This window comes from Paenibacillus sp. USDA918EY (genome assembly GCF_009870825.1).
GTDB classification, from domain to species: domain Bacteria; phylum Bacillota; class Bacilli; order Paenibacillales; family Paenibacillaceae; genus Paenibacillus_AQ; species Paenibacillus_AQ albilobatus.
This window is the reverse complement of record NZ_WTWY01000014.1, coordinates 44,681-66,027: the sequence shown is the minus strand read 5'-3', so window position 1 is coordinate 66,027 and position 21,347 is coordinate 44,681. Positions and strand designations below refer to the sequence as shown.

Genomic DNA, 21,347 nt, shown 5'->3' with positions numbered 1-21,347 from the left:
AAACAAATGCGGATAGGCCACCGCACAAAACTTATGCCTTATACCCACATAAGATACATTGTGTCATGCGACATAAACGAGAGCGGGGTGATTTGGTATGGGTCATCATTTGGGACACTGCGGCTGCGGCCCCGTCGCACCGGCGGCGGTTGCTCCAGTAGCGGTTGCTCCAGTCGTGTCGCCATGTGTGGGCAGCAACGTTGGCGTGGTTCTGGTGCTCTTTATCTTGCTGGTAATCATTTTGCGCGCCTTTTGGTGCTAGTTTAACGACACCTAAATAGACGATCTGCCTGCCAAGGCCGGGTCGTCTTATTTTTTGCATGACGGTAATGAAAAGAGCTACACTAAGGGAAACCGGGATTCTTCTTTTTGTTCAACATTTCCCGGGGAATTTCGATAGGAGACGCCAACGTCTCTCCACCCGAGGTGAAATCATGGCCATTTATATTATCGTCGAAGGCAAAAACGACCGCAGCAAGCTGCGCCGCTTGCTTCAGGAGGAGGTCCGGATCGTATGCACCTTCGGTACGCTCAATTCCAACAAACTCGAAGCGCTGCGCAAAGAAATCAAAGATGAAGAAGTGTATCTCTTTATGGATAACGACAGCTCGGGCAAAAAAATCCGCGGCGTCCTCCGCGACGCGTTTCCCGATGCGGGTCATATTTACACGAGGCGCGGCTACCCGGGCGTCGAGGGAACGCCGGACGAATATTTGGTCGCCCAGCTCGAAAAAGCGGGACTGGAGGAATTCATCGTTTATCCCGCCCCGCCTCCAATTCCCTGACGAAAAAAAGCGCCAGTCGATTCAGCCTTGAGGGCGAATGATCGGCGCTTTCCTATGACAATGTTATTGCTTAGCCAGTTCCTCCACGTCTTTGGCCAAAGCTTCCGCCGTGACGTTATCGGTATCGTTGGCGTTATACAGCTTGCGAACCTTATTGTCGCGGTCTACCAAAGCGATGATGTTGGAGTGGGCAAAATTATCCTTGTTATCGCCTACGATGGCGATTTTAAACGATTTTTCGGCGACATCCCTGATCTTTTGGTCTTCTCCCCTCAGGAAATACCATCCGTTATAATCGACATAAAACTTATCCCCGAACTCTTTGATCTTCTCCCTCGTATCCACTTTCGGATCGAAAGAGATCGAAACGAATTCCGCATCCTTGCCGAACGTGCCGTCTTTAATCAACTGCTTCTGCGTCTGGGAAAGGAGGAAGGTGGTGACGGGGCATACGTCCGGACAGCTGGTATAAAAGAAATAAAAGAGCCGTACCTTTCCCTTCGTATCGTCGCGCGTTACCGTCTTGCCGTCTACATTTTCAAAGGAAAAGTCCTCGACTTCCCCAAGCACCGGCAGCTTGGATTTGCCAATGCCGGTGCCGGCATAAATCAGGTATCCCGCCAGAATCACAATGATCGCGAGCAGAACCCATGTCCATTTATAACGTTTCAGCATGTTCCAGTATTTCCTCCCATGATCCGTTCGACAAGCAGGCAACCTGAACAAACGGTTATTGTAAAATCAGGTAGAGGCTGCGAAAGCTTCTACCTGATCTCGGACCCATTCCCCGCCGGGGCGGAGCGTATGTGTTTTTCGTTGTCGCCGTTCGACGATTCCCCAGAAAAAATCCCATGCATTCATGGGATTTGTCCTTCTATATACTGGTTAGTGCACGGTGTTCAAAATCATGACGATCAAACTCAAGGTTAAGAAATTGATCGAAAAAATGAACAATTTTTTGGCCCATGCGTCGTCGTCTTTGGCCGAAAAGCCTTTGAGGCTCAGATACAGCCAGAAAAGCGAAAGCAGCGTTCCGATAATCGCGAAATAAATGCCGGTATAACCAAACACATACATCAGGATCGGAATGGGAACGAGCAGCGCCAGATACGGAATGATCTGGATTTTCGTTCTTTTGATGCCTTTGACGACCGGCAGCAGCGGATAACCCGCAGCTTTGTATTCTTCGACGCGCCGGATTCCGAGCGCCCAGAAATGCGGCGGCTGCCACAGAAAGAGCAATGCGAACAGAAGAAAAGCTCCGAGATCGACGTTTTGCGTAACGGCGACGTATCCGATGACCGGGGGCATGGCACCCGAAATGGCGCCCACCGACGTACTCCATGTCGAAGAGCGTTTCAGCCACATCGTATAAACGATCGCATACACAAACATGCCCACAAGCCCGAAAATACCGGCTAGAACGCCCGAAAAAATAAAAAGATCCGCCAGTCCAAGCACGCCCAGGACAAATGCGTACCAAAGTACAATCGAGGGCTTCAGGCGACCGGCTGGAAGCGTACGGTTTCGTGTGCGTTCCATCTTCATATCGAGTTCGCGATCAAAATAATTGTTATATACACAGGCGGAGGCCATAACAAGTACGGTTCCCAGCAACGTGAGGATCAGTTTGCCGAATTGAATGTTCCACTGGGAAGCAAGCCAATAGCCTGCAAAAACAGCAATTAAATTAGACCGGATAATCCCGGGTTTTGTAAGTGTGATAAAGTCTTTCCATGTGGCCGATGAATTCGGCGGCGTTTGCTTGATGGAAAGGGTCGCGGAATCCGAAGGAGCCTGGTAACTTAAATGATTGTCCACGCCTTTAGAATCCTCCTTATTCTGTCATTCTGGAGGAATCGAAGCCTCCGCTATAAAGTTTATCATATCAAAAGCTAAAAGTGTTTGACAATCCTCTGCAAATTCATTCACCTTTTTGACAATTCAGTGACACAATTTAGTATGGTCAAACCCTTATATATTCATCCAAAAGTGGGTAGTAACTATTATAAGGAAGATTGAAGCAGGATTCGCAAAATGCTCACAAGAACGGCCCGTTTAAACGGGAATGCATTTTCCGGTTTTGTTACAATGGTAAATAAGAACAACAAGAAGGAGACATGGAGATGGATACAGCTACACATTTCGTGATGGGGCTCAGCTTGGCCGGACTCGCCTACGTCGACCCGGCAGTAGCCGCAAGCCCCGCGCTTGCCACCGCTGTACTTCTCGGTACGGTCATCGGTTCCCAGGCCCCCGATTTCGACGGGGTTTTGCGCTTAAAAGGCAATGCCGTTTACGTAAAGAACCACCGGGGCATTACGCATTCGCTTCCTTTTCTCGTCATTTGGACCGCGCTGATCAGCGGGATTTTGGCTATGTTGTTCAGGAGCGTGCCCGCCGGGCACATCATTCTTTGGACCGGAATCGCCGTTTGCGTCCACGTGTTCAGCGATTTGTTCAATACGTACGGAACGCAAGCCGCCCGCCCGTTTTCGGAACGGTGGATTTCTTGGAATATCATTCATATTTTCGATCCGTTCATTTTTTCGACCCATGCCGCCGCGGTTCTGCTGTGGAGCACGGGAGCGCTGCAGCCGGCGCCGCTGTTTACGGGCCTGTACATGTTGACCATTCTGTATTATGTATGGCGCACCGTCGTTCATTTCAGAAAGACGGCCGAAGTGAAACGCCTCGATTCTTCCCGCCGCGAGGGCGACCGGTATTATGTCATCCCGACCGTAACCTTCAATAAGTGGCATGTCGTCAAGGCTTTATCGGACGGCAGCTTCGAAATCGGGGTACTGAACGGGCAGGAGCTCGAATGGCGGAAACATGCCCGCACCGAGCAGCATCCGGCAATCGAGCATTCCAGACAGCACCCGGACGTGCAGGCCTTCCTCTACTTTACCTCGTTTGCCGTTGCCGAAGTCGAAAATTTGCCATGGGGTTACGTCGTCCGCTGGGCGGATGTACGCTACCGCCACCGCAAGCAGTATCCTTTTGTCGCCGTGCTGGTCATGGATAAGCAATATCAGCCGATCAACACCTATGTCGGGTGGCTGAGCGCCAAAAAAATGGATAAAAGATTATCCATCAACTCCGGCTAACATTTAATATGTCAGGATGTTGCAAAATTCGATTCCGGCCGCTCCCGGACACCATATATAGACGAATTAAACCGTTTCGCTCTATATATTCGCTGCTTGGATTTTGGCAAACTCCTCATGCAGAAAAATGAGGCTGCTTCCCTTTATGGAAGCGGCTTTTTTGTTCCTCCGTGTTTGGCTTGACGAAAGCCGTCCGGTACGAGAGAATCACCGTAAGAGGTTTCGCGCAAAATCCCCCTTGCAAAGACGCTCTGCTCATGACGATGCTTATATTCAGGCGCTTTGCGGGGTCTAATGTAAAAAGCCCGAAACGCTTGGAGCGCTTCGGGCTTGGGACACATTCGTTTATTGGCGGCCGGATAACGATTGTTCGGCCAATTGGATCAGACGTTTGGTAATATATCCTCCAAGGGAACCTGTTTCGCGGGAGGTCATGTTACCGTAGTAACCGTCCTCAGGAATTTGTACCCCCAACTCACGCGCAGCTTCCATTTTCATTTGCTGCAAAGCTGTTCTTGCTTGCGGAACGACAAGGTTGTTAGAACGAGATTGACCCATAATAAAATCTCCCTTCTATTCTGCAGATGTGTTCGGAATTTGCAAAACCCGGCATAGCTTTGCTCTTCTGGATTTTGCAATATCCTCAAGTTAGTAACGAGCTTGCAAGCTTAGTATGTCACCATCTTTAAGAGTTATACAGAACAGAATTCATATCTTGTCTGGAGGTTTTTTACAATGAGTAAAGGTTTGTCCCTTTGGTTTGCTTGTTCATCCATCCTGCTTTTGGGCGCTTGTGCCATTGCGATCAGTTATAACGGCTGGATCGCGCTTTTGCTCGGCGTGCTGGCCATCTGCAACATCGGCTGGGGTTTCGTGATCAAGGCCAAAAAGAACCGTTCCAACGAATCGTAGTCTTTCGCTTTATTTTCTCGGCATTAGGAAGCCCATCCGCTCTTTCACGTCCGAAAGCGTGCGCGATGCGGTTTCCGTCGCTTTGTCGGCTCCCTTTTTAAGGATATCGTGCAGTTCGCCGGACTCCCGGATATCGTAATATTTCTTTTGCAGCGGCTCCAGGACGGAAACGACGGCCTCGGCCAAATCCTTTTTAAATCCGCCGTACATTTGACCTTCGTATTTATTCTGGATCTCGGCGATCGACATGCCCGAGCATTCGGCGTAAATGCTCATCAAATTGCTGATTTCAGGCTTTTCGGCAGGGTCGAAGCGGACTTCTCTGCCGGAATCCGTCGTGGCGCGGCTGATTTTTTTGCGGATTTCGTCCGGCGTGTCCAGGAGCGCGATGTAACTCCCCGGATTCGGATTGCTTTTGCTCATTTTTTTGGAAGCGTCGTCCAGGGACATGATCCGCGCGCCCACTTCCGGAATGTACGGCTCGGGAACCGTGAAATATTCGCCGAATCGGTGGTTAAACCGTCCCGCCAGATCGCGGGTCAGTTCCAAATGCTGCTTCTGGTCTTCGCCAACCGGCACCAGATCGGCATTGTAAACCAAAATGTCCGCGGCCATAAGCGACGGGTACACGAACAAACCGGCGCCAACCGAATCTTTTCCGGCCGATTTGTCTTTAAACTGGGTCATCCGTTCAAGCTCGCCCATGGACGTCAGCGTCGTCAGTATCCATCCCAGCTCCGCGTGCGGCGGCACATGGGACTGCATGTACACGTTGGCTTTGTCCGGATCGATGCCCGCGGCAATGAACAATGCGGCTACCGCCTCCGACTGCTCCCTGAGCGCCGCAGGATCCTGCGGTACGGTGATCGCATGCAGGTCGACGACCATGAAATTGCAGGCATAGTCATTTTGCAGCTTCACGAAGTTTTTCATGGCGCCGATATAGTTTCCCAGCGTCAGCTTGCCGCTCGGCTGGATTCCGGAAAGTACCTTTTTCATGAAATATCCCTCCAAGTGTGTTGATGTGTATGCAAAAAAGGCCTCATCGTCCGCAAGGGACGTGAGACCGTGGTGCCACCCTTATTTGCTGCCTCGGATTTCAGCTTTGCGTACCATTGAAGTACCGTAGCCCTGACAGCCTTTCGATTCCTTAACGTGGAATTAGCCGGCCGGTCTACGCGGGAAGCTGCGCTTCCGTTCAACTCGGCACTCAAGGGTCCATTCGGCAAAATCGGCTCCACCGGTTCGCATCAACCACCGGCTTTCTGAAGGAGATGCCGTCTTTGCTTACTTGTCCCTGTCATCGTGTTGCAATCATTGAAAGCCTTTATGCAATGCCTATGATATCGCTGAACTTGTCAAATTGTCAAACCTCTTTTTTACGAAACGTCGCAAAATCTGTTATGATATCTTTAAGTGATCGCTAGCGAACCGAATTAAAAGTGGGAAAAGGAGCATCGATATGAAACAAGTGACCAAAGGGCAATGGAATGGTTACGATACTTACGTCCTTCACAGTCGTGAGCTTGAAGTCACGCTGCTGCCGTGGCTGGGGAACAATGTGATTTCCATCTGGGACAACATCCAGAACAGACAGATTTTAAGAAAACCCGATGAAAACGATTTGGCATTTTATATGCAAAAACCCTATCATTTCGGTATGCCGATGCTCATTCCGCCGGGAAGGATCCGCGGAGGCCATTTCGAATACGAAGGCCGCGAATATCAATTCGACCGCAACACCGCCGGCGACAACCATATCCACGGTCTGCACCGCACGCAGCCTTGGCGCGTGAGCGATATCGAGGAAGACGAGGATGGGTGCGCCGTAACCACCGAATTTCTTACCGCGGACGACCCCCACTGGATGGAGCAGTTTCCGGCTCCGCTGAAGCTTGAAGTCACGATGCGTTTGCAGGGGGCCCGGTTAACCAAGCATTTCAAGGTTACCCATTTAGGGGATCTCCCCGTGCCTTTCGGCATCGGATACCATACATGGTTCCTGCTGGACGGACAACCCGGAGAATGGACGCTGCAGTTGCCGGTGGACGCCGTCTACGGATTGGACCAGGATCTGCTGCCGACCGGCGAAGTGCTTCCTTTAGGTCCTTTGGAGAAGCTTAATGAAGGTTTAAGCCTGCAGGGAACGAACTTCGACACGCTCTTTAGAATCGGCAAAGGCCAGCCGGCCGTTGCGACCTTGCTGCGCAATGACGGTTACGGGCTCACCTATTCGGCCGATCCGCAATATTATAAGCATTGGGTCCTTTACACCAAAGGCGAAGCGAACGAATTTTTGTGCATCGAGCCGTACACGTGGCTGCCAAACGCTCCGAACCTGAACGCGGGCCCCGACGTGACGGGACTGATCCGGCTTGAACCCGGACAATCGGTCCAGATGGATTTGCACCTTGATATGGTGTACCCTTCCGAGGATTAACATACGAACTTTTACGCGAAAAGGCGCCGTTCGACGATATGTCGAATCGGCGCCTTTTTGGGTTGGTTCATAATATCCCGCTTTAAGCGGAGCCATGCGCCAAATTCGTCAAAAAGGCTGCCGCTCCGCGTTATTTTGGCACGAAACAACAATCCCCTAAAAATTCCCACCTCTTTCACTCTCTTTTGCTGCATGTTTTCAAATTTTAAAACCATAATAACAGCATAAAGTTCAAAGGAGGTGACAAACATGGGTCAAGCAGGACAACAAAACCAAGGACGCAACAACCGCTCCAACAACCTGGTGGTTCCTCAAGCAAACGCAGCTCTTCAACAAATGAAGTTTGAAGCTGCTCAAGAGCTTGGCGTTCAAATCCCTCAAGACGGATATTATGGCAACATGACTTCCCGCGAGACTGGTTCTTTGGGAGGCTACATCACGAAACGTCTGGTACAAATGGCAGAACAGCAGCTTTCCGGTCGTCAATAATCTGCTTTCGGCATTTGTATAATGTGATATCATGTCGGTCGGCGGCAAGGCGTGAGCCATACCTGCCGATCCTGCGGCCAGCATGTCCGCAAGAAAAGGCAGCCTTATTAGGTTGCCTTTTTTGCATGCTTGCGTAAGCACAGCCGCGATATTTTAATACACTTCGGTCAATGAATCTGAATATGTATGTCTTGGATAGCGGATCATTAAATTCGCCATGTTATAATTCGATTCCAGAATGGCGTCGACGATGATCGAGCCCTGCCGGACCGCGAATTCGTAGCTGATTTCCCCATGGGTCCAGTGGCGCTTGTACTTCAGGCTTTCAAGGGCCATCATTCGGAATGAAGAATATTGGACCGGAGTCAAACCGGAATCTTCGGAACGAAGCTCCCCGTTTCTTCCCTCCAGCGGATGATGACGAATCCCGAATTTGCCGATGGTGTTATTGCGTATTTGCACAAACACTGTACCTGAGGATAGGCCCGAAAGCTCTTCTTCAAGTTCCTTGAAGACCAAATCAAGTTGTCTTGCTAGGGATAATTGCTCAGTTTTCATCATTTCCTTCTTCCTCTCTTCAACTTTCGCCAAAATAATTAGGGCTTATGACTCATTATAAGACAGCCTATCGGAACAGACAACAATATCAAACATAAATGGGTAATTATTACTATTACTTTCGCTTTTTCGATGCATTTTAAGCCAAAATTCTGATATATTTCTGGTTTATGTGACAAAATTCCTGACATTCTTTCGAAAAGGCAAAAAAACAGGAAAAACCGCCGTTTATGGCGGTTTTTCCTGTTTTATCATTTCCTGTCGATCCGGTCATGCCTGGGGAAATGGATCGATGGCAAAGACGCGAGCCGGGCTGCGAACCGGAAACGGAGCCATGCTGAATTAAACCAGCGACTCGGTCATGCTCATGAATTCTTCGACGTCCTTCTTGAGGAGATCGGATGCGCTCTGCCAGAAATCGCGTCCCGTCAAATCCGCGTTCAAATGCTTTTTCGCCAGATCTTCGACGGTCATGGCGCCTGTATCCTGAAGGAGCGCATCGTATTTGTCCGCAAAGCCGCTGCCTTCCTGAAGCGCCTGGGCATAGATGCCCGTGCTGAACATGTAGCCGAAGGTGTACGGGAAGTTGTAGAACGGAACGCCGGTGATGTAGAAATGCAGCTTGGAACACCAGAACGTCGGCTCATACGCAGACAACGCGTCGCAGTACGCTTCTTTTTGCGCTTCTTCCATGAGCTCGTTCAATTCCCGAACGCTGAGCAGGCCGTTTTTGCGTTTTTCGTAGAAGCGGGTTTCAAACAGGAAACGGGCATGAATGTTCATGTAGAACGCAACGCTCCGCTGAATTTTGTCTTCCAGCAGCGCCAGCTTCTCCTGCTCGTCTCCGGCCTTTTTCACCATGGCGTCGGAAACGATCATTTCCGCAAGCGTCGAGGCCGTTTCGGCCACGTTCATCGCATAATTTTGGTTGAATACCGGGAGATCGTCCATCACGTGCTGGTGATAGCCATGACCGAGCTCATGCGCGAGCGTGGACACGTTGGATGCCGTACCGCTGTACGTCATGAAAATACGCGTCGCCTTGCTGACCGGCAAGGACGTGCAGAATCCGCCAGGACGTTTTCCGGGGCGGTCCTCCGCTTCGATCCACGATTTGTCGAAAGCCATTTCGGCAAAGACGGCCATTTTCGGGCTGAATTTACGGAATTGCTCCACGATCGTTTCGGCCGCTTCTTGATAAGACACCTTGGAGGAAACCTTGCCGATCGGCGCTTCCACGTCCACCCAACTCAGCTTGTCGACGCCGATGAGTTTGGCTTTACGTTCCATATATTTGACCAGCATCGCTTTGTTGTCCTGAATGACGCCCCACATGGCGTCCAGCGTCTGCTTGGACATGCGGTTGATGGCCAGCGGCTCCTTCAACACTTCGTCCCAGCCGCGGCGTTCGTACAGCTTCAGCCGGAAACCGCCCAGGTGATTCAGCGTATCGCCGCAGAAGTCGGCCTTGTCCGCCCAGGCTTCTTTCCATTTAACAAACATCGAGTCGCGGACTTCTTTGTCTGCGTCATAGAGCTTGTTATGCGCTTGGCCTGCGGACAACAGCACGGTTTCCCCGTCCTTCTCGAACGGAATTTTCACGTGGCTGACCACCGTGTCGTAATGATCGCCCCAGCCGTGATATCCGTCGACGGCCAAATCGAGCGCAAGGCTTTCGAGCTCAGGGCTCAGCTTTTCGCGGGCTTGGTTCCGGCTTTCGTTCATGACGTAAGCAATCGGACGCAGTTCCTCTCGTTCCATCCATGCTTTCCAAGTGTCATCGTCAGTCCGGGCGAGAAGATCGTCGAATTTTGTCGTGATGGTGCTGAGCAGCGCATGCAGGCCCGTAATCCGGCCGGACAGCTGAACCGCCTTTTTGTCGTTTTGATCCTGCGCTTGCAAACAGCTGACGAATGCGCTTCCTTCGGACAGGCGGGAAATACAGCTGCCCATCGCGTCGATGATCGCGTCGAATGCTTTCGTGTCGTCTGCGCTAGCCGGAGCCGAGGCAGCATCGACATCTTGTTTCAACTGGCGGAGATCCTTCTCGAGCGCGTCCAGAAACGTTTGGTATTCGGCGGAAGAGGAACCTCCGGGAAAAACGGACTCCAAATCCCAGGTCATTTTCAAATTGTTATTCATAAAAAAAATCACCTTTCTTTGCATAGGATTTCATTTCAACGGTTTTCGTGATAAGGTGTATTACAAAAGGGAACAATCCTGCAAACAGGTCCTTAAGCGGACTGAAATAGATCCGAATGGAGGGATGCTTGTCATGAGACCGCTGCAAATATCGCCGGAGACGGCCGTGAAGCTGTCCGAAAAATTGGGGGTTCCGCTCGAACATCTCATGCACATGCCGCAGCATATTTTGCTGCAAAAAATCGCCGAGCTCGGCAAAGAATCGCCGGACAAGCAAGAGGCGGAAAAGAAGGACGAGTCATGATTCCTTTCTCGCACACTTGGCCTTACGATAAACAGATGGGCGACATTTACGTGCATGAATGTCCCTTTTGCGGTGCCGGGAACGTGAGGCTGAACCTGAAGCCCGGCGAGCTGAAAACCGTCAACGAAGGCCGCAAAAAGCTGGTCGTCTTTCCATGCTGCAGCAGCCGGCTGAACGTCATCGAGACGGATAACGACTACCTGCGCTTCGACCAGCCTGTCCGATAACCGTTTGTACACAAAACACGCATGATTCATGCGTGTTTTGTGTTTGTCAGGCCGGATTCATTTCTTGCGGCAGTTCCAGCTTGCGCGCCAGCATTTGTTCGCGGAGCACGCCCCACTGTTCGCGGGAAGCCCGGATCATGGCCGCATCGATGATGTTTTTGTCGTTGATGACCCGCGAGAACCATTTGACTGCCTCGTTGAATGCCCCCGTTCTGCGGTTCAGCTCTCCGATCAAGTACAGGAGCCGGGCATTGTTCGCCCCCACGCCCTCGAGCTCATAGACCTTTATGTATGATTCCAGACAGTATTTCAGGAAACGCTGCTCTTGCTGTTCGTCCCCTTTATATCGGTACAGCCACGCGATGTGGTGCAGAAGGCTGGCGATGATCCGCTCCTTCTCCCCGATGGTCTGGGCGACAAGCAGCCCCAGCTTGTACGTTTCCAAAGCCGCTTCCCAATTCCGGTGTCCGCCGAAGTCCCTCGTGATCCACCGGCTGCCGATGTGTTGCTCGAACCGTTTTTTTTGCGATTCGTTCAGGCGCTCCGTCGAATTTTCCGTCGAGGAGAAGCCGCATTTCGGACAGACCCTGACCACGTAAAAATCCGGGTTTTCATCCTTGTAATACGCGCAAAAATCGGTGTCGGTCCGGATCGATTTTTTGAAGCTGGGACGCACGCGAGATGTCTGAAACGAATGCTCGCAGTAGTTACAGGTCACTTGAATGGTATAAAGAGGTTCTAAAGCCACATCCCCACGTTCCTTTCATGTCTTTCGTTCTAGATCTCCGCCATGGTGTTCTCGACAAGCAGGACCCGAAAGCCGATGAGGCGCCATGGTTCCATTTCCAAGTATATCAAAAAACAAAAAAAGGCGCTAAACGTTTGTTTAGCACCTTGAACATTAGTAGCTGCTCCAATCCTCTTCCCCGGGATGGACCAGTGAGGCTCGAATGACGTACACGAAAGCGCAGACCAGAACACCGGCGACAATACTCATGATCTCATCACTCCATCATCTATTGAAATTCGGAAATTAAATTTGTCATTTGTTTTGTATATTTTAACATACATTCGTCAAAAAAACATTATTTTTTGTAAACGCTTTCTAACATTTTTTGTACTGTTTGTCCGATGCAAATCATAAAATTGGGTATACAGGTTCATTTCCATCGACCCATTCTGACAGGAAGGTGTAACTATGTCCTTAAAAAAGCTGGGTCTTCCGCTTATGATCGTCTCGCTCGCCTCGCTGCTTTTGCTCATGATGCGGTTTCCGGGCGCTTATCTCGAATCCGCCTTGCGCGGCCTTGCGATTTGGTGGGATGTCCTCTTCCCTTCCTTGTTCCCGTTTTTTATCATTTCGGAGGTCATGCTCGGCTTCGGCATCGTTCATTTATTCGGTACGCTGCTCGACCCGTTGATGAAACCTCTGTTCAGGATTCCGGGCAGCGGCGGGTTTGTCGCCGCCATGGGTTACGTGTCCGGGTACCCGATCGGGGCCAAGCTGACGGCCAAGCTGTGGGAACAAAACATGGTGACAAGGGATGAAGGAGAACGGCTTGTCGCCTTCACGACATCGTCGGATCCGATTTTCCTGATCGGCGCAGTCTCCGTCGGTTTTTTCCACGACCCGAAAATGGCCGTCATTTTGGCGATTTCCCATTACGGCGGCGGGTTTTTAATCGGTCTGCTCATGCGTTTCCACGGCAGCCGCCAGTCTCATTCGTCAGCGCCGTCCAGCGGTTCGGATCAATCCCCCCAAGGCAAAAAGGAGCGGCGTGGCCGCATCCGGCGGGCTTTCGCCGCGATGCATCGGGCGCGAATGGAGGACGGCCGCGCGATAGGCGAAATGCTCCGGCAAGCGGTGGAATCTTCATTAAAGCTTATTATTGTCGTCGGAGGGCTCGTCGTATTCTTTTCGGTCTTTTTGGAGCTGCTGACCCAGGCCGGCGTCATGAAAAATTTGTACTTTGTGCTTGAGTACTTGCTGAAGGCCGCGGGTTTTCCCGCGTCATTGTCCGAAGCGCTTGTCGGCGGGCTGTTTGAGGTGACGCTCGGGGCGCGTTCCGCCGGAGAAGCGGCGGCTTCGATTCCCCTGCCGTTTAAAGCGGCTGCGGCGGCTTTTATATTATCTTGGGGAGGTCTATCGGTGCATGCGCAAATCGCCAGCATTTTGCATGCCACCAATTTGCGTTACCTGCCGTTTATGTTTGCGCGACTGATCCATGCCGTTTTGGCTGCCGGGCTTGTCCTGGTTTTGTGGAATCCGGTGATGGGGAGGATTTTGCCTGCTCCCGCGTTCCAACAGGCTTTGCCCGACCCGGGCTTCGCATGGGCCCCCGGCGGTTTTGCCGACCGGATCGCCTACTTTTGCCTGCTGATCGGCTTTGTTACCGCCGCTTCGTTTATCTGGTCGCTCGTTCGTTCGTTATGGCGGAAGCTGTATGCCGGAAGGTGAAAACAACGTTGTTTTATGCTCCGATATTGTTTATGATCTTTATATCCCCCAATAAAGGAGCTTAACTCTCTTGAGATATTATGTCCTGGATCGCGGTGATCAGTTATCCGTTGATTTAAGTGAGCAGTTCCATAAGCTGGCCGCAAAGCACGGGTTCCGGCTGGACGCCGAATCTCCCGAGATCGTCGTCTCGATTGGCGGCGACGGCACGATGCTGCATGCTTTTCATACGTTTATCGACCATATTCCCGATATCGCTTTTGTTGGCGTTCATACAGGCCATCTCGGCTTTTACGCCGACTGGCAGGCAGACGAGCTGCCCCAGCTCGTGGAGCTGATGAGTTCGGCCAGCAAATCCGGTTCCGTTCGGCCGAGGATCGTCAAATATCCTTTGCTTGAGCTGGAGATCCACCGGAAATCGGGCAATTTTTCTTATATCGCTTTAAACGAATTTACGCTTAAAGGCATGGACGGAACAGTGGTCGCCCAGGTCGATATCAATGACCAGACCTTCGAGATGTTCCGCGGCGACGGCATCTGCATCTCGACGCCAACCGGCAGCACCGCGTACAATAAAAGCCTTGGCGGCGCCATGGTGCATCCGACGATCGAGGCGCTGCAGATTGCAGAGATCGCGTCGATCAACAACCGCGTGTTCCGTACGATGGGATCGCCGCTGCTGCTGCCGAAGCACCACCACACCGATATTTTTTCGCGAAAAGAACAGCGGCTGCTGCTGACGATCGACCACGTCAACATTCAAGTGGACGATTTGATTTCCGTACGCTGCCAGGTGGCGAAAGAAAAAGTAAGCTTTGCGCGTTACCGTCCGTTCCCGTTCTGGAATCGCGTCAGAGAAGCCTTCCTCGGTTAACGTGCTCGCCGTTCGTTCGGCCGTTTAAGTTATCCGATATGTATTCGCAAAAGAAACGGCGGCTCCCTACTGGGAACCGCCTTTTGCTTTTTCGGGCTTTTCTTTCTCTTTTTCCTTGTCTTTATCCTTTTCTTTCGCCTGAACATCCCGGTTCTTTTGCAGAACAAAATAAGCGCAGCCAAAATTGCAGTATTCGTTAATGTAATCCAGCATGCCGGAAAAAGCGGTATCTTTGGTGGCTTTAGGATGCTTATCCCGGTAAAATCCCTTCAACCGCAGCTGGTTGTAACCCCAGTCTCCGACGATGTAATCGTAACGGTCCAGCACTTCGCTGTATCGGTCGCGAAAGGCTTCAGGGTTCCAGCCGTTTTTATGGTCTTTCAGCAGCTCGTAGCTTTTTCCGCTTATCAGAATCAAATGTGCTCCCCCTGCCTTCCACTGCTCAAAAATGAATTTAGGATTGATGGCTTGCCGCCGATTTCACCTGCTCGTGGGCATGATAGGAACTGCGGACCAGCGGTCCGGATTCCACGTGGCTGAATCCTCTTTTCATGCCTTCTTCCTTCAGTTTGGCAAATTCGTCGGGATGATAATATTTAACGACGTTCAAATGCTGCGGAGACGGCTGCAAATATTGTCCGATGGTCATGATGTTGCAGTCCACGGCACGCAGATCGTCCATCGCCTGCAGGATCTCGTCCCATTCTTCCCCTACGCCGAGCATAATGCTCGATTTGGTCGGAATATCCGGCTGGAATTCCTTCGATTTTTTCAAAAGCTCCAAAGAGCGGTCGTATTTCGCTTTCGCGCGGACGCGATTCGACATGCGTTCCACGGTTTCGATGTTGTGGTTCAAAATATCCGGTTTGGCGTCCATCACAACCTTCAGCGCGTCCCAGTTCCCCATGAAATCGGGAATGAGGACCTCGACGCTGCACAGCGGCAGGCGTTTGCGGATCGCCTTGATCGTTTCAGCAAAAATCATCGCGCCTCCGTCGGAAAGATCGTCCCGCGCAACGCTTGTGACAACGCAATGCTTCAGCCCCATGTTCTCGGCGGCTTCGGCAACGCGCTCAGGCTCCTGCAGATCGAGCTCGGTCGGTTTTCCCGTGTTGACCGCGCAAAAACGGCAGGCCCGCGTGCAAATATCGCCCAAAATCATAAAAGTCGCCGTGCGGTTCGCCCAGCATTCGTATATATTAGGGCAACGCGCTTCTTCACACACGGTATGTAGTGTCTTCGAGCGCATCATGCTCTTGATTTCCTGATAATTGTCACCGGTTGTCAGTTTGATGCGAATCCAGTCCGGCTTTGGTTCCTTGACGGTTTGTTTAGGCAATGATCTGACCTTCTTTCGCTTCATGGTTTTACTGCTGCTCGCCCCATATTATATCATGAAATACCCCAAAATACTTCCATTTCTAATACGGGATAAAATGACTATTCTTGTACCAATCTAAGGTTATGTACGTAACGGCCGGAAAAAGTCGATAACGCTGCCAGCAGGAGGTTGACGATGAGAAATTCTGAATTCAAGCTGAAAAAAGCCCGCCGTTCCTTCATTTGCGCCGCTTGCGCAGCTATCGTTTTCGGAGCCGCGGTTTCACCGGCATGGGGGGACGCGGATCGGGAACCTGCAAAGGCCGCCGAATCTTTGGAGAAAATGAGCAGGGAGGAAATTCTTTTTTCCCGAAAAGCACTCTACGACAAGGTCGCTTCCGCCACCCGGATTCCATGGTACAGAATCGCCGCGATCGACCAATACGAGCATACGCTGACAAAAGCCCATCCGAAAGACCGCAGCCACCCGAAACGGCTGACCGGCATTTTCATGAACGAGCCGGTATGGTCCGGCTTGTTCAATCCCGACCCGAACGACAGCAATCCGCATTCCATCGGCATTTTTAACGGGTACGGCAAAGACGGTTCGGGGGATGGACTTGCCGACATGAACAACGACATGGACGTGCTGTACAGCATGGCCTCCTATCTTCTCCGGCACGGCCAATCCGAGGACGACTTCAGCATCGCTTTGTGGGAATATTACCATAACAGCCGGTCGGTTCAGCGCATTCTTCAGTTTTCCAAACTGTACGAAAAATTTCAAACCCTCGACCTGTCGGGCCACGCCTTCCCGCTTCCGATTTCGGATTCCTATTCGTACCGGGATACGTGGGGCACCCGGCGAAGCTGGGGCGGTTACCGCATCCATGAAGGAACCGACATTTTCGCCCCATACGGCACGCCGGTACGAAGCACCTGCTACGGCATCGTGGAGCTGAAGGGTTGGAACCCGTTTGGCGGCTGGCGGATCGGAATCCGCGACCTGGACAACCGCTACCATTACTATGCGCATTTGCAAGGTTTCGAGAAGAAACTCAACCAGGGCGATATCGTCGTTCCCGGCCAAACGATCGGCTGGGTCGGCAGCTCCGGCTACGGCAAACCTGGTACCCAGGGGAAATTCCCGCCGCATCTGCATTACGGCATTTACCGCGACAGCGGATTGGCCGAATGGTCATTCGACCCTTATCCTTTGCTGCGGCACTGGGAAACCGAAGAGCGGAAAGCCATACAGAAGAAACGGAAAGGGACCTCCTGAAACGAAGGTCCCTTTTTCATTCATGGAATCGGCTTGGCACGTTTAACGATCGTTCGCCCCCCGCCTTGATGACGACCGGCTGTCGTCTTCGGTTCAGGCGCTGCTCCTTCAGGTAAAAGACGAACAACGTTAAAATGACGGCGACCGCGGTTCCATACAGCGTTTTGCCCCACCAAGCGGACGTATCCGCGCCCATCCATACCGCATGGCCCAGCATCAGCAGCCATGATGGAAACACCAGCAAATGCGCCGTTTTCCACATCGAACGATTCATTTTGCCGATGAGCACGTCGGACGTAAACAAAACGACGAGAAACAGATAAAAGGCGATGATTCCAAGCGCGGAGGCGGCGCGCATATATCCCGAGACGAACGGGACGAAAATTGCCGCAACCTTGTAAGGCCGGTAATGATCGATAATCAGGATCAGCATATGGATCAGGCATGCGTTGATTCCCGCCCAGCTCGAAGAAATGTGAATCAGCTGAAACAACCCTTTGTTTTTTCGGAATCGGTTGAATCTGCCCAGCATGCCGAAAGCCAACGACATCGTAAAAAAGAAAAAGGCGAGCAGCCCCATCCAACGGATGACATGCCAAGTGCTGAATAGTTGTTGTATCGTATCCATATCAGGACCTTCTTGTCGTTCCGTCGGTTTGGCGCCTATTGGTAAACGGCCGCTCGCCTCTCGCCGTAAACCGGTCTTCATTGAACCCGTTGAACGAAGGATTGGTCTCCTGCTGCTCGACCTGTGAGTTGTTCTGCACATCCGCGGCGTTGTGCTCGCCCGTGCCGAATTGGCTTAATACGAAAGCCGAAAATGCCACGCCGCTGACGCCAATAATCCATTTTGCCTTTTTGTTCGCTTTCATGATGCACTCTCCTTGCTTCTATTTCGTACGACCGTCCCATCCGCCATAACCAGCACGTAATATACGTCGGGGAAACGTTCGGCAAACCATTCCTCCCGTTCCCCGCTGCCGAGGAGAAAGCACATTTTGGCGCAAACCTCCGCTTCGACGCAGTCCCGGGCCATGACGGTGGATTGAACGATGCCCGATTCAATGACTTGGCCCGTGCGGCCGTCCAGCAGATGATGCTTCTTTTGACCGCCTAGCGTCCAGCTGCGGTAAAGACGGCTTGAAGTGGCGACCGCTTTGTTTTTCAGACTCAACACCTCGACCGTTTCCGCCTCGTTCCAAGGATCGGCAATTCCGATGTTCCATTCCTTCGATCCGTCCGACCACAACGTCATATCGCCTCCTCCGTCCACCATCCCGCATGCGGCGCCATGGCGCTTCAGCCATTCGGCGGCGCTTTGCACGGCGTAACCTTTGGCGATGCCGCCCAAATCCAGCTGCTCTGACGTATGTTTCTCAACCAGGTTACCCTCGAAAAAACGAATCGGATGTTCTTCAAGCTGAAACGTAAAGGGCGGCGCATCGGCCGCATGGGAAAACGGAAACGGGCGGTCGTACCCTTGATGCTCCATGGCTCTTTTTAAAAAAGGAGAAAATCTCCCCTCCGTTAACTTCCGGTAACCCTCCGCCATTTTTAAAACGTCGTAGAGGGGCGGCGGCAGCCCGATTTCCACACCTTCCGGCGCTTGGTTCAGGCGGCTCAGCTCGTTATCTTCCCGGAATCTCGACCACTCTTGGTCGACGTACGCAAACCACCGCTGCATTTGTTCCTTCCAGCCGGAGGCCGCGCCGTCCGTAACGGTTACTGAAAAATCGGTGTTCATAAAACGACCTGCGTAATGCTGCATGATCCTCTCCGCCTTCTGTTGGAATCGGTGTTCGCCAATAAAAATTCGGCTTTTATTAGAATTATAGATGCCGATGCTTAACCGAACCTGAAAGCGGGATTGAATCCGGCTAAAATAAAAAAAGCGCCTGTGGAAGGCGCGCCAAGCCAACGGCTTGATCTTGGATTCTGCCATGCATGTTTCCGCATTATTTGGCCTGATGGGTTTCGGACGGCTCCTCCTCTTCGTTCCCTTTCCCGGTTGCGGCTCCCGGAACGGCAATCGCGCCTTCGCCCCGGTCGGGGGAACCGCTTTTGCCGGACGAAGCTCCCTGCCCGGTGATGCCGGGCAGCGCAATGTTCGGGGCATTGGGGCCGCTGCCGCCGACCGGCTGCCCCTGGCTGTTGTAGTAATACATCGGCACGTCTCCCACGACCATCAAGTAGGAAACGGGAATTTCCGTATCGATGACCTCGGGCTCCATGTCGAACGGAATGACGACCGCCACCTCAACGGTCACGTGTATGTAGACCTCGACCAGCACCATGTTGATGCCAGCATCCTTTTCCCTTGTATTCAAGTCGACTTTGACGGCTCCTTGCGGTTCGACGCGGATCGGAACGTTCGGGCCGAACGAAGCAAGAATCGGGCTGCCAAGCGCCTGTCCGAGCGGGATGCTTTCGGAAAGCATATGTTTGTTTTGCAGCGTATCCTGCACGACTTTAAAGGTTTCCGACGTAATTTTCATATGTTCGGCATAATTCAGCATAAATCCGGATACTTTGCCGGAGGAGTCCATTTTCCAGTCGATCAGCTGCTCCGCGTTCTCCCCTTTGGCAACTTGGGAGGCTACGGCTTCATTAATGGCGTCGGTCCCGATCTGCTTCATGCGGATTTTGGCCAAATGCATAATCGGGGGTTTCATATGGTTTTCCACGTACGCAAAAAACTGCAGAATAAGAATAAGAAACACCAATGTGCCGATCAGCCATACTTTGCGCCTGCTGCGCGGTTTGTTGACGCCCCTGCTTCGCCATCTCGCCCTTCTTCTCATGTTCGCCCATCCCTCCTTGATGAAGAGGTTGCCTACTTTATCAGCATATGTCCCTGTCCACCAAAATAACCCACAAAGTAGGCCTAGCATGGCATGTACGGACCAAAAGCCGTTGTGATATCCCTGGCGCTTCGGAAAAGATGGATTCTCCCGATTCCGGGAGGGATTTTTGAGCACGGCCGGGTATAATGGAGAAAAGCGACGGCAAAATTTTTTTGCGTGCCCGTATCCTTTTGCACCCGCATAAACGTTTTATATATAGAGGCCTCTCAAGGAGAGTGATTAACATGTTAATCCACAAGGAAATGGAAGAAGTATACCCGAAACTCAAATATTTCTGCCTAAGCATGACCGGCAATTCTTGGGACGCCGAGGATTTGGCCCATGACTCCATGCTCAAGGCGCTAAGATTCTGCCAAAAGGACCCTTCAGCCAAACGCGTGCCGAACTTCCCGCTTCTGGCGACGATCGCCCGCAATCATTGGATCGACCAGCTGCGCAAAAAAGGGCGGGAAACCGCCGGGCCGTCCGAGGAGGAACCGTCCTCCGAAAAACCGCCGGAGCTGCTGATGAGCGGGCTGGAGACGCTGATGGAGCGTTTGACGCCAAAGCAGCTGCTCGCATTCGTGCTGAAGGATGTCTTCGAATACAAGTTGTCCGATATCGCCGATTCCCTTGAAACAAGCGAAACGGCCGTCAAATCGCTGCTGCATAGGGCGCGCCACAATTTGAACGGGGAGGAGCTTGCGGAAGCTCCGGCATCCGCCCAGGAATGGGAGAACATCGACGCGGACTGGTTCCAGCGGCAGCTGCTCGTCTCGATCCGCATGGAACAACCCGAGCTGCTGCAGCGGCTGGCCGTTCAGCTGCGGAAAACCGCGCAGGCTCCCGCGCAGCGCCGCACCCATTCTTCCGGCAATTTGTCCATGTCCCTGCAATTGCGCGCGGCGTAGCCCTTTCGGCAAAACGAAGTTTTATATTCGAAGGAGGCTGCATGCATGAACACAATACCTTATGTCGTAGAGCAATCCCGACTCGGGGAACGCTCGTATGATATTTATTCGAGATTGCTGAAAGACCGGATCATCTTCCTCGGTTCCGAGGTGAACGACCAGGTGGCGAACAGCATTATAGCCCAGCTGCTTTTCCTCGCCGCCGACGATCCGGAGAAAGATATTTCGCTGTACATTAACAGTCCGGGAGGGTCCGTTACATCCGGCTTCGCGATCCTCGACACGATGGATTACATCAAGCCGCAGGTCAGCACGATCTGTATGGGCATGGCCGCCTCGATGGGCGCCAACCTCTTCCTGGGCGGTGCCAAGGGCAAACGGTACGCCCTGCCGAACAGCGAATTTATGCTGCACCAGCCGCTGGGAGGAGCGCAAGGGCAGGCCAGCGACATCGATATTTCTGCCCGCCGCATCATCAAAACAAGGGAAAGGATCAACCGCTTCATCGCCGAAAAAACCGGCCAGCCGCTGGAGAAAATATACAAGGACGCCGACCGCGACTTCTACCTTACCGCCGAGGAAGCGCTCGAATACGGGATCGTAGACAAAATCATCACACAGCCGATGACCTAAAAACGCTGCATCCAAAAAGCAAAAAACTGCCCGAGGTTATTCAACTTCGGGCAGTTTTA

26 protein-coding genes are annotated in these 21,347 nt (G+C 52.1%); 12 read left to right on the top strand and 14 right to left on the bottom strand.

Annotation, left to right across the window (positions count from 1 at the left end; translation table 11 throughout):
* Positions 1-434 precede the first annotated feature (434 nt).
* Positions 435-785, top strand: a complete 351-nt coding sequence (locus GQY55_RS22895) for a toprim domain-containing protein (protein ID WP_160044236.1) — start codon at positions 435-437, stop codon at positions 783-785.
* 63 nt (positions 786-848) lie between these two features.
* Here the strand turns inward: GQY55_RS22895 and GQY55_RS22890 are convergent, their stop codons facing one another.
* Positions 849-1,460, bottom strand: coding sequence for an SCO family protein (locus GQY55_RS22890; protein ID WP_160044235.1), 612 nt, complete (start codon positions 1,458-1,460; stop codon positions 849-851).
* A gap of 210 nt (positions 1,461-1,670) precedes the next feature.
* The gene (cyoE, locus tag GQY55_RS22885) at positions 1,671-2,606 is read right to left on the bottom strand and encodes a heme o synthase (RefSeq protein WP_160044234.1); all 936 of its coding nucleotides are present in this window, start codon (positions 2,604-2,606) and stop codon (positions 1,671-1,673) included.
* 305 nt (positions 2,607-2,911) lie between these two features.
* Between cyoE and GQY55_RS22880 the strand changes: the two genes are divergently transcribed.
* On the top strand, positions 2,912-3,895 hold the full coding sequence (locus GQY55_RS22880) for a metal-dependent hydrolase (protein WP_160044233.1): 984 nt from the start codon (positions 2,912-2,914) through the stop codon (positions 3,893-3,895).
* A 345-nt stretch (positions 3,896-4,240) separates the two neighbouring features.
* Here the strand turns inward: GQY55_RS22880 and GQY55_RS22875 are convergent, their stop codons facing one another.
* Positions 4,241-4,453: an alpha/beta-type small acid-soluble spore protein gene (locus GQY55_RS22875; RefSeq protein WP_160044232.1), complete on the bottom strand. Its 213-nt coding sequence runs from the start codon at positions 4,451-4,453 to the stop codon at positions 4,241-4,243.
* A gap of 177 nt (positions 4,454-4,630) precedes the next feature.
* On the opposite strand from GQY55_RS22875, the gene GQY55_RS31075 reads away from it, so the two are divergent.
* Entirely contained in the window at positions 4,631-4,807 is a 177-nt protein-coding gene (locus GQY55_RS31075; protein WP_201452215.1) for a hypothetical protein, read from the top strand.
* Positions 4,808-4,816: 9 nt separating this feature from the next.
* On the opposite strand, the gene trpS is transcribed toward GQY55_RS31075, so the two are convergent.
* Positions 4,817-5,806, bottom strand: a complete 990-nt coding sequence (gene trpS / locus GQY55_RS22870; protein ID WP_160044231.1) for a tryptophan--tRNA ligase — start codon at positions 5,804-5,806, stop codon at positions 4,817-4,819.
* A gap of 463 nt (positions 5,807-6,269) precedes the next feature.
* Here trpS and GQY55_RS22865 point away from each other — a divergent pair, with 463 nt between their 5' ends.
* Entirely contained in the window at positions 6,270-7,247 is a 978-nt protein-coding gene (locus GQY55_RS22865) for an aldose 1-epimerase (RefSeq protein WP_160044230.1), read from the top strand.
* A gap of 11 nt (positions 7,248-7,258) precedes the next feature.
* On the opposite strand, the gene GQY55_RS31580 is transcribed toward GQY55_RS22865, so the two are convergent.
* A complete protein-coding gene (locus GQY55_RS31580; RefSeq protein WP_236575805.1) occupies positions 7,259-7,498 on the bottom strand; it encodes a hypothetical protein in 240 nt (79 codons plus the stop codon).
* Between GQY55_RS31580 and GQY55_RS22860 the strand changes: the two genes are divergently transcribed.
* Entirely contained in the window at positions 7,497-7,736 is a 240-nt protein-coding gene (locus tag GQY55_RS22860) for an alpha/beta-type small acid-soluble spore protein (protein ID WP_160044229.1), read from the top strand. The two genes, GQY55_RS31580 and GQY55_RS22860, sit on opposite strands and share 2 nt — an antisense overlap.
* A gap of 153 nt (positions 7,737-7,889) precedes the next feature.
* On the opposite strand, the gene GQY55_RS22855 is transcribed toward GQY55_RS22860, so the two are convergent.
* Both GQY55_RS22855 and GQY55_RS22850 read right to left on the bottom strand, forming a co-directional pair.
* Positions 7,890-8,297 carry an O-methyltransferase gene (locus tag GQY55_RS22855; protein WP_160044228.1) on the bottom strand — a complete coding sequence of 136 codons (408 nt, stop codon included), beginning with the start codon at positions 8,295-8,297 and terminating at the stop codon, positions 7,890-7,892.
* A gap of 339 nt (positions 8,298-8,636) precedes the next feature.
* A complete protein-coding gene (locus GQY55_RS22850) occupies positions 8,637-10,436 on the bottom strand; it encodes a M3 family oligoendopeptidase (RefSeq protein WP_160044227.1) in 1,800 nt (599 codons plus the stop codon).
* 133 nt (positions 10,437-10,569) lie between these two features.
* Between GQY55_RS22850 and GQY55_RS22845 the strand changes: the two genes are divergently transcribed.
* Together GQY55_RS22845 and GQY55_RS22840 are read left to right on the top strand one after the other, a co-directional pair.
* Complete coding sequence (locus GQY55_RS22845) at positions 10,570-10,740, top strand: YycC family protein (RefSeq protein WP_160044226.1); 171 nt, start codon at positions 10,570-10,572, stop codon at positions 10,738-10,740.
* Positions 10,737-10,967 (top strand): hypothetical protein, encoded by a 231-nt coding sequence (locus GQY55_RS22840; protein WP_160044225.1) that lies wholly within the window; start codon positions 10,737-10,739, stop codon positions 10,965-10,967. The genes GQY55_RS22845 and GQY55_RS22840 overlap by 4 nt, the downstream gene beginning before the upstream one ends.
* A 46-nt stretch (positions 10,968-11,013) precedes the next feature.
* Here the strand turns inward: GQY55_RS22840 and GQY55_RS22835 are convergent, their stop codons facing one another.
* Positions 11,014-11,715, bottom strand: a complete 702-nt coding sequence (locus tag GQY55_RS22835; protein WP_160044224.1) for a DUF2225 domain-containing protein — start codon at positions 11,713-11,715, stop codon at positions 11,014-11,016.
* A 450-nt stretch (positions 11,716-12,165) separates the two neighbouring features.
* Here GQY55_RS22835 and ylbJ point away from each other — a divergent pair, with 450 nt between their 5' ends.
* A complete protein-coding gene (gene ylbJ / locus GQY55_RS22830) occupies positions 12,166-13,425 on the top strand; it encodes a sporulation integral membrane protein YlbJ (RefSeq protein ID WP_160044223.1) in 1,260 nt (419 codons plus the stop codon).
* Between the two features lie 70 nt (positions 13,426-13,495).
* Complete coding sequence (locus GQY55_RS22825; RefSeq protein ID WP_160044222.1) at positions 13,496-14,299, top strand: NAD kinase; 804 nt, start codon at positions 13,496-13,498, stop codon at positions 14,297-14,299.
* A gap of 66 nt (positions 14,300-14,365) precedes the next feature.
* Here the strand turns inward: GQY55_RS22825 and GQY55_RS22820 are convergent, their stop codons facing one another.
* Positions 14,366-14,716: a YutD family protein gene (locus tag GQY55_RS22820; protein ID WP_160044221.1), complete on the bottom strand. Its 351-nt coding sequence runs from the start codon at positions 14,714-14,716 to the stop codon at positions 14,366-14,368.
* 37 nt (positions 14,717-14,753) lie between these two features.
* On the bottom strand, positions 14,754-15,662 hold the full coding sequence (gene lipA, locus GQY55_RS22815) for a lipoyl synthase (RefSeq protein ID WP_160044220.1): 909 nt from the start codon (positions 15,660-15,662) through the stop codon (positions 14,754-14,756).
* Positions 15,663-15,815: 153 nt separating this feature from the next.
* On the opposite strand from lipA, the gene GQY55_RS22810 reads away from it, so the two are divergent.
* Positions 15,816-16,901: a M23 family metallopeptidase gene (locus GQY55_RS22810; RefSeq protein WP_160044219.1), complete on the top strand. Its 1,086-nt coding sequence runs from the start codon at positions 15,816-15,818 to the stop codon at positions 16,899-16,901.
* Between the two features lie 16 nt (positions 16,902-16,917).
* Here GQY55_RS22810 and GQY55_RS22805 read toward each other — a convergent pair whose 3' ends face one another.
* From GQY55_RS22805 to yunB, 4 genes are all read right to left on the bottom strand, one after another.
* Positions 16,918-17,529 (bottom strand): hypothetical protein, encoded by a 612-nt coding sequence (locus GQY55_RS22805; protein WP_160044218.1) that lies wholly within the window; start codon positions 17,527-17,529, stop codon positions 16,918-16,920.
* A 1-nt stretch (position 17,530) separates the two neighbouring features.
* Positions 17,531-17,773 carry a hypothetical protein gene (locus tag GQY55_RS22800; RefSeq protein WP_160044217.1) on the bottom strand — a complete coding sequence of 81 codons (243 nt, stop codon included), beginning with the start codon at positions 17,771-17,773 and terminating at the stop codon, positions 17,531-17,533.
* Positions 17,770-18,669 (bottom strand): FAD:protein FMN transferase, encoded by a 900-nt coding sequence (locus GQY55_RS22795; RefSeq protein WP_160044216.1) that lies wholly within the window; start codon positions 18,667-18,669, stop codon positions 17,770-17,772. Before GQY55_RS22795 ends, GQY55_RS22800 begins: the two co-directional genes overlap by 4 nt.
* Before the next feature lie 187 nt (positions 18,670-18,856).
* Positions 18,857-19,702 (bottom strand): sporulation protein YunB, encoded by an 846-nt coding sequence (gene yunB / locus GQY55_RS22790; RefSeq protein WP_160044215.1) that lies wholly within the window; start codon positions 19,700-19,702, stop codon positions 18,857-18,859.
* A 287-nt stretch (positions 19,703-19,989) separates the two neighbouring features.
* Here yunB and GQY55_RS22785 point away from each other — a divergent pair, with 287 nt between their 5' ends.
* Positions 19,990-20,655, top strand: coding sequence for an RNA polymerase sigma factor (locus GQY55_RS22785; RefSeq protein ID WP_160044214.1), 666 nt, complete (start codon positions 19,990-19,992; stop codon positions 20,653-20,655).
* Between the two features lie 45 nt (positions 20,656-20,700).
* The gene (gene clpP, locus GQY55_RS22780) at positions 20,701-21,288 is read left to right on the top strand and encodes an ATP-dependent Clp endopeptidase proteolytic subunit ClpP (RefSeq protein WP_160044213.1); all 588 of its coding nucleotides are present in this window, start codon (positions 20,701-20,703) and stop codon (positions 21,286-21,288) included.
* Positions 21,289-21,347 lie beyond the last annotated feature (59 nt).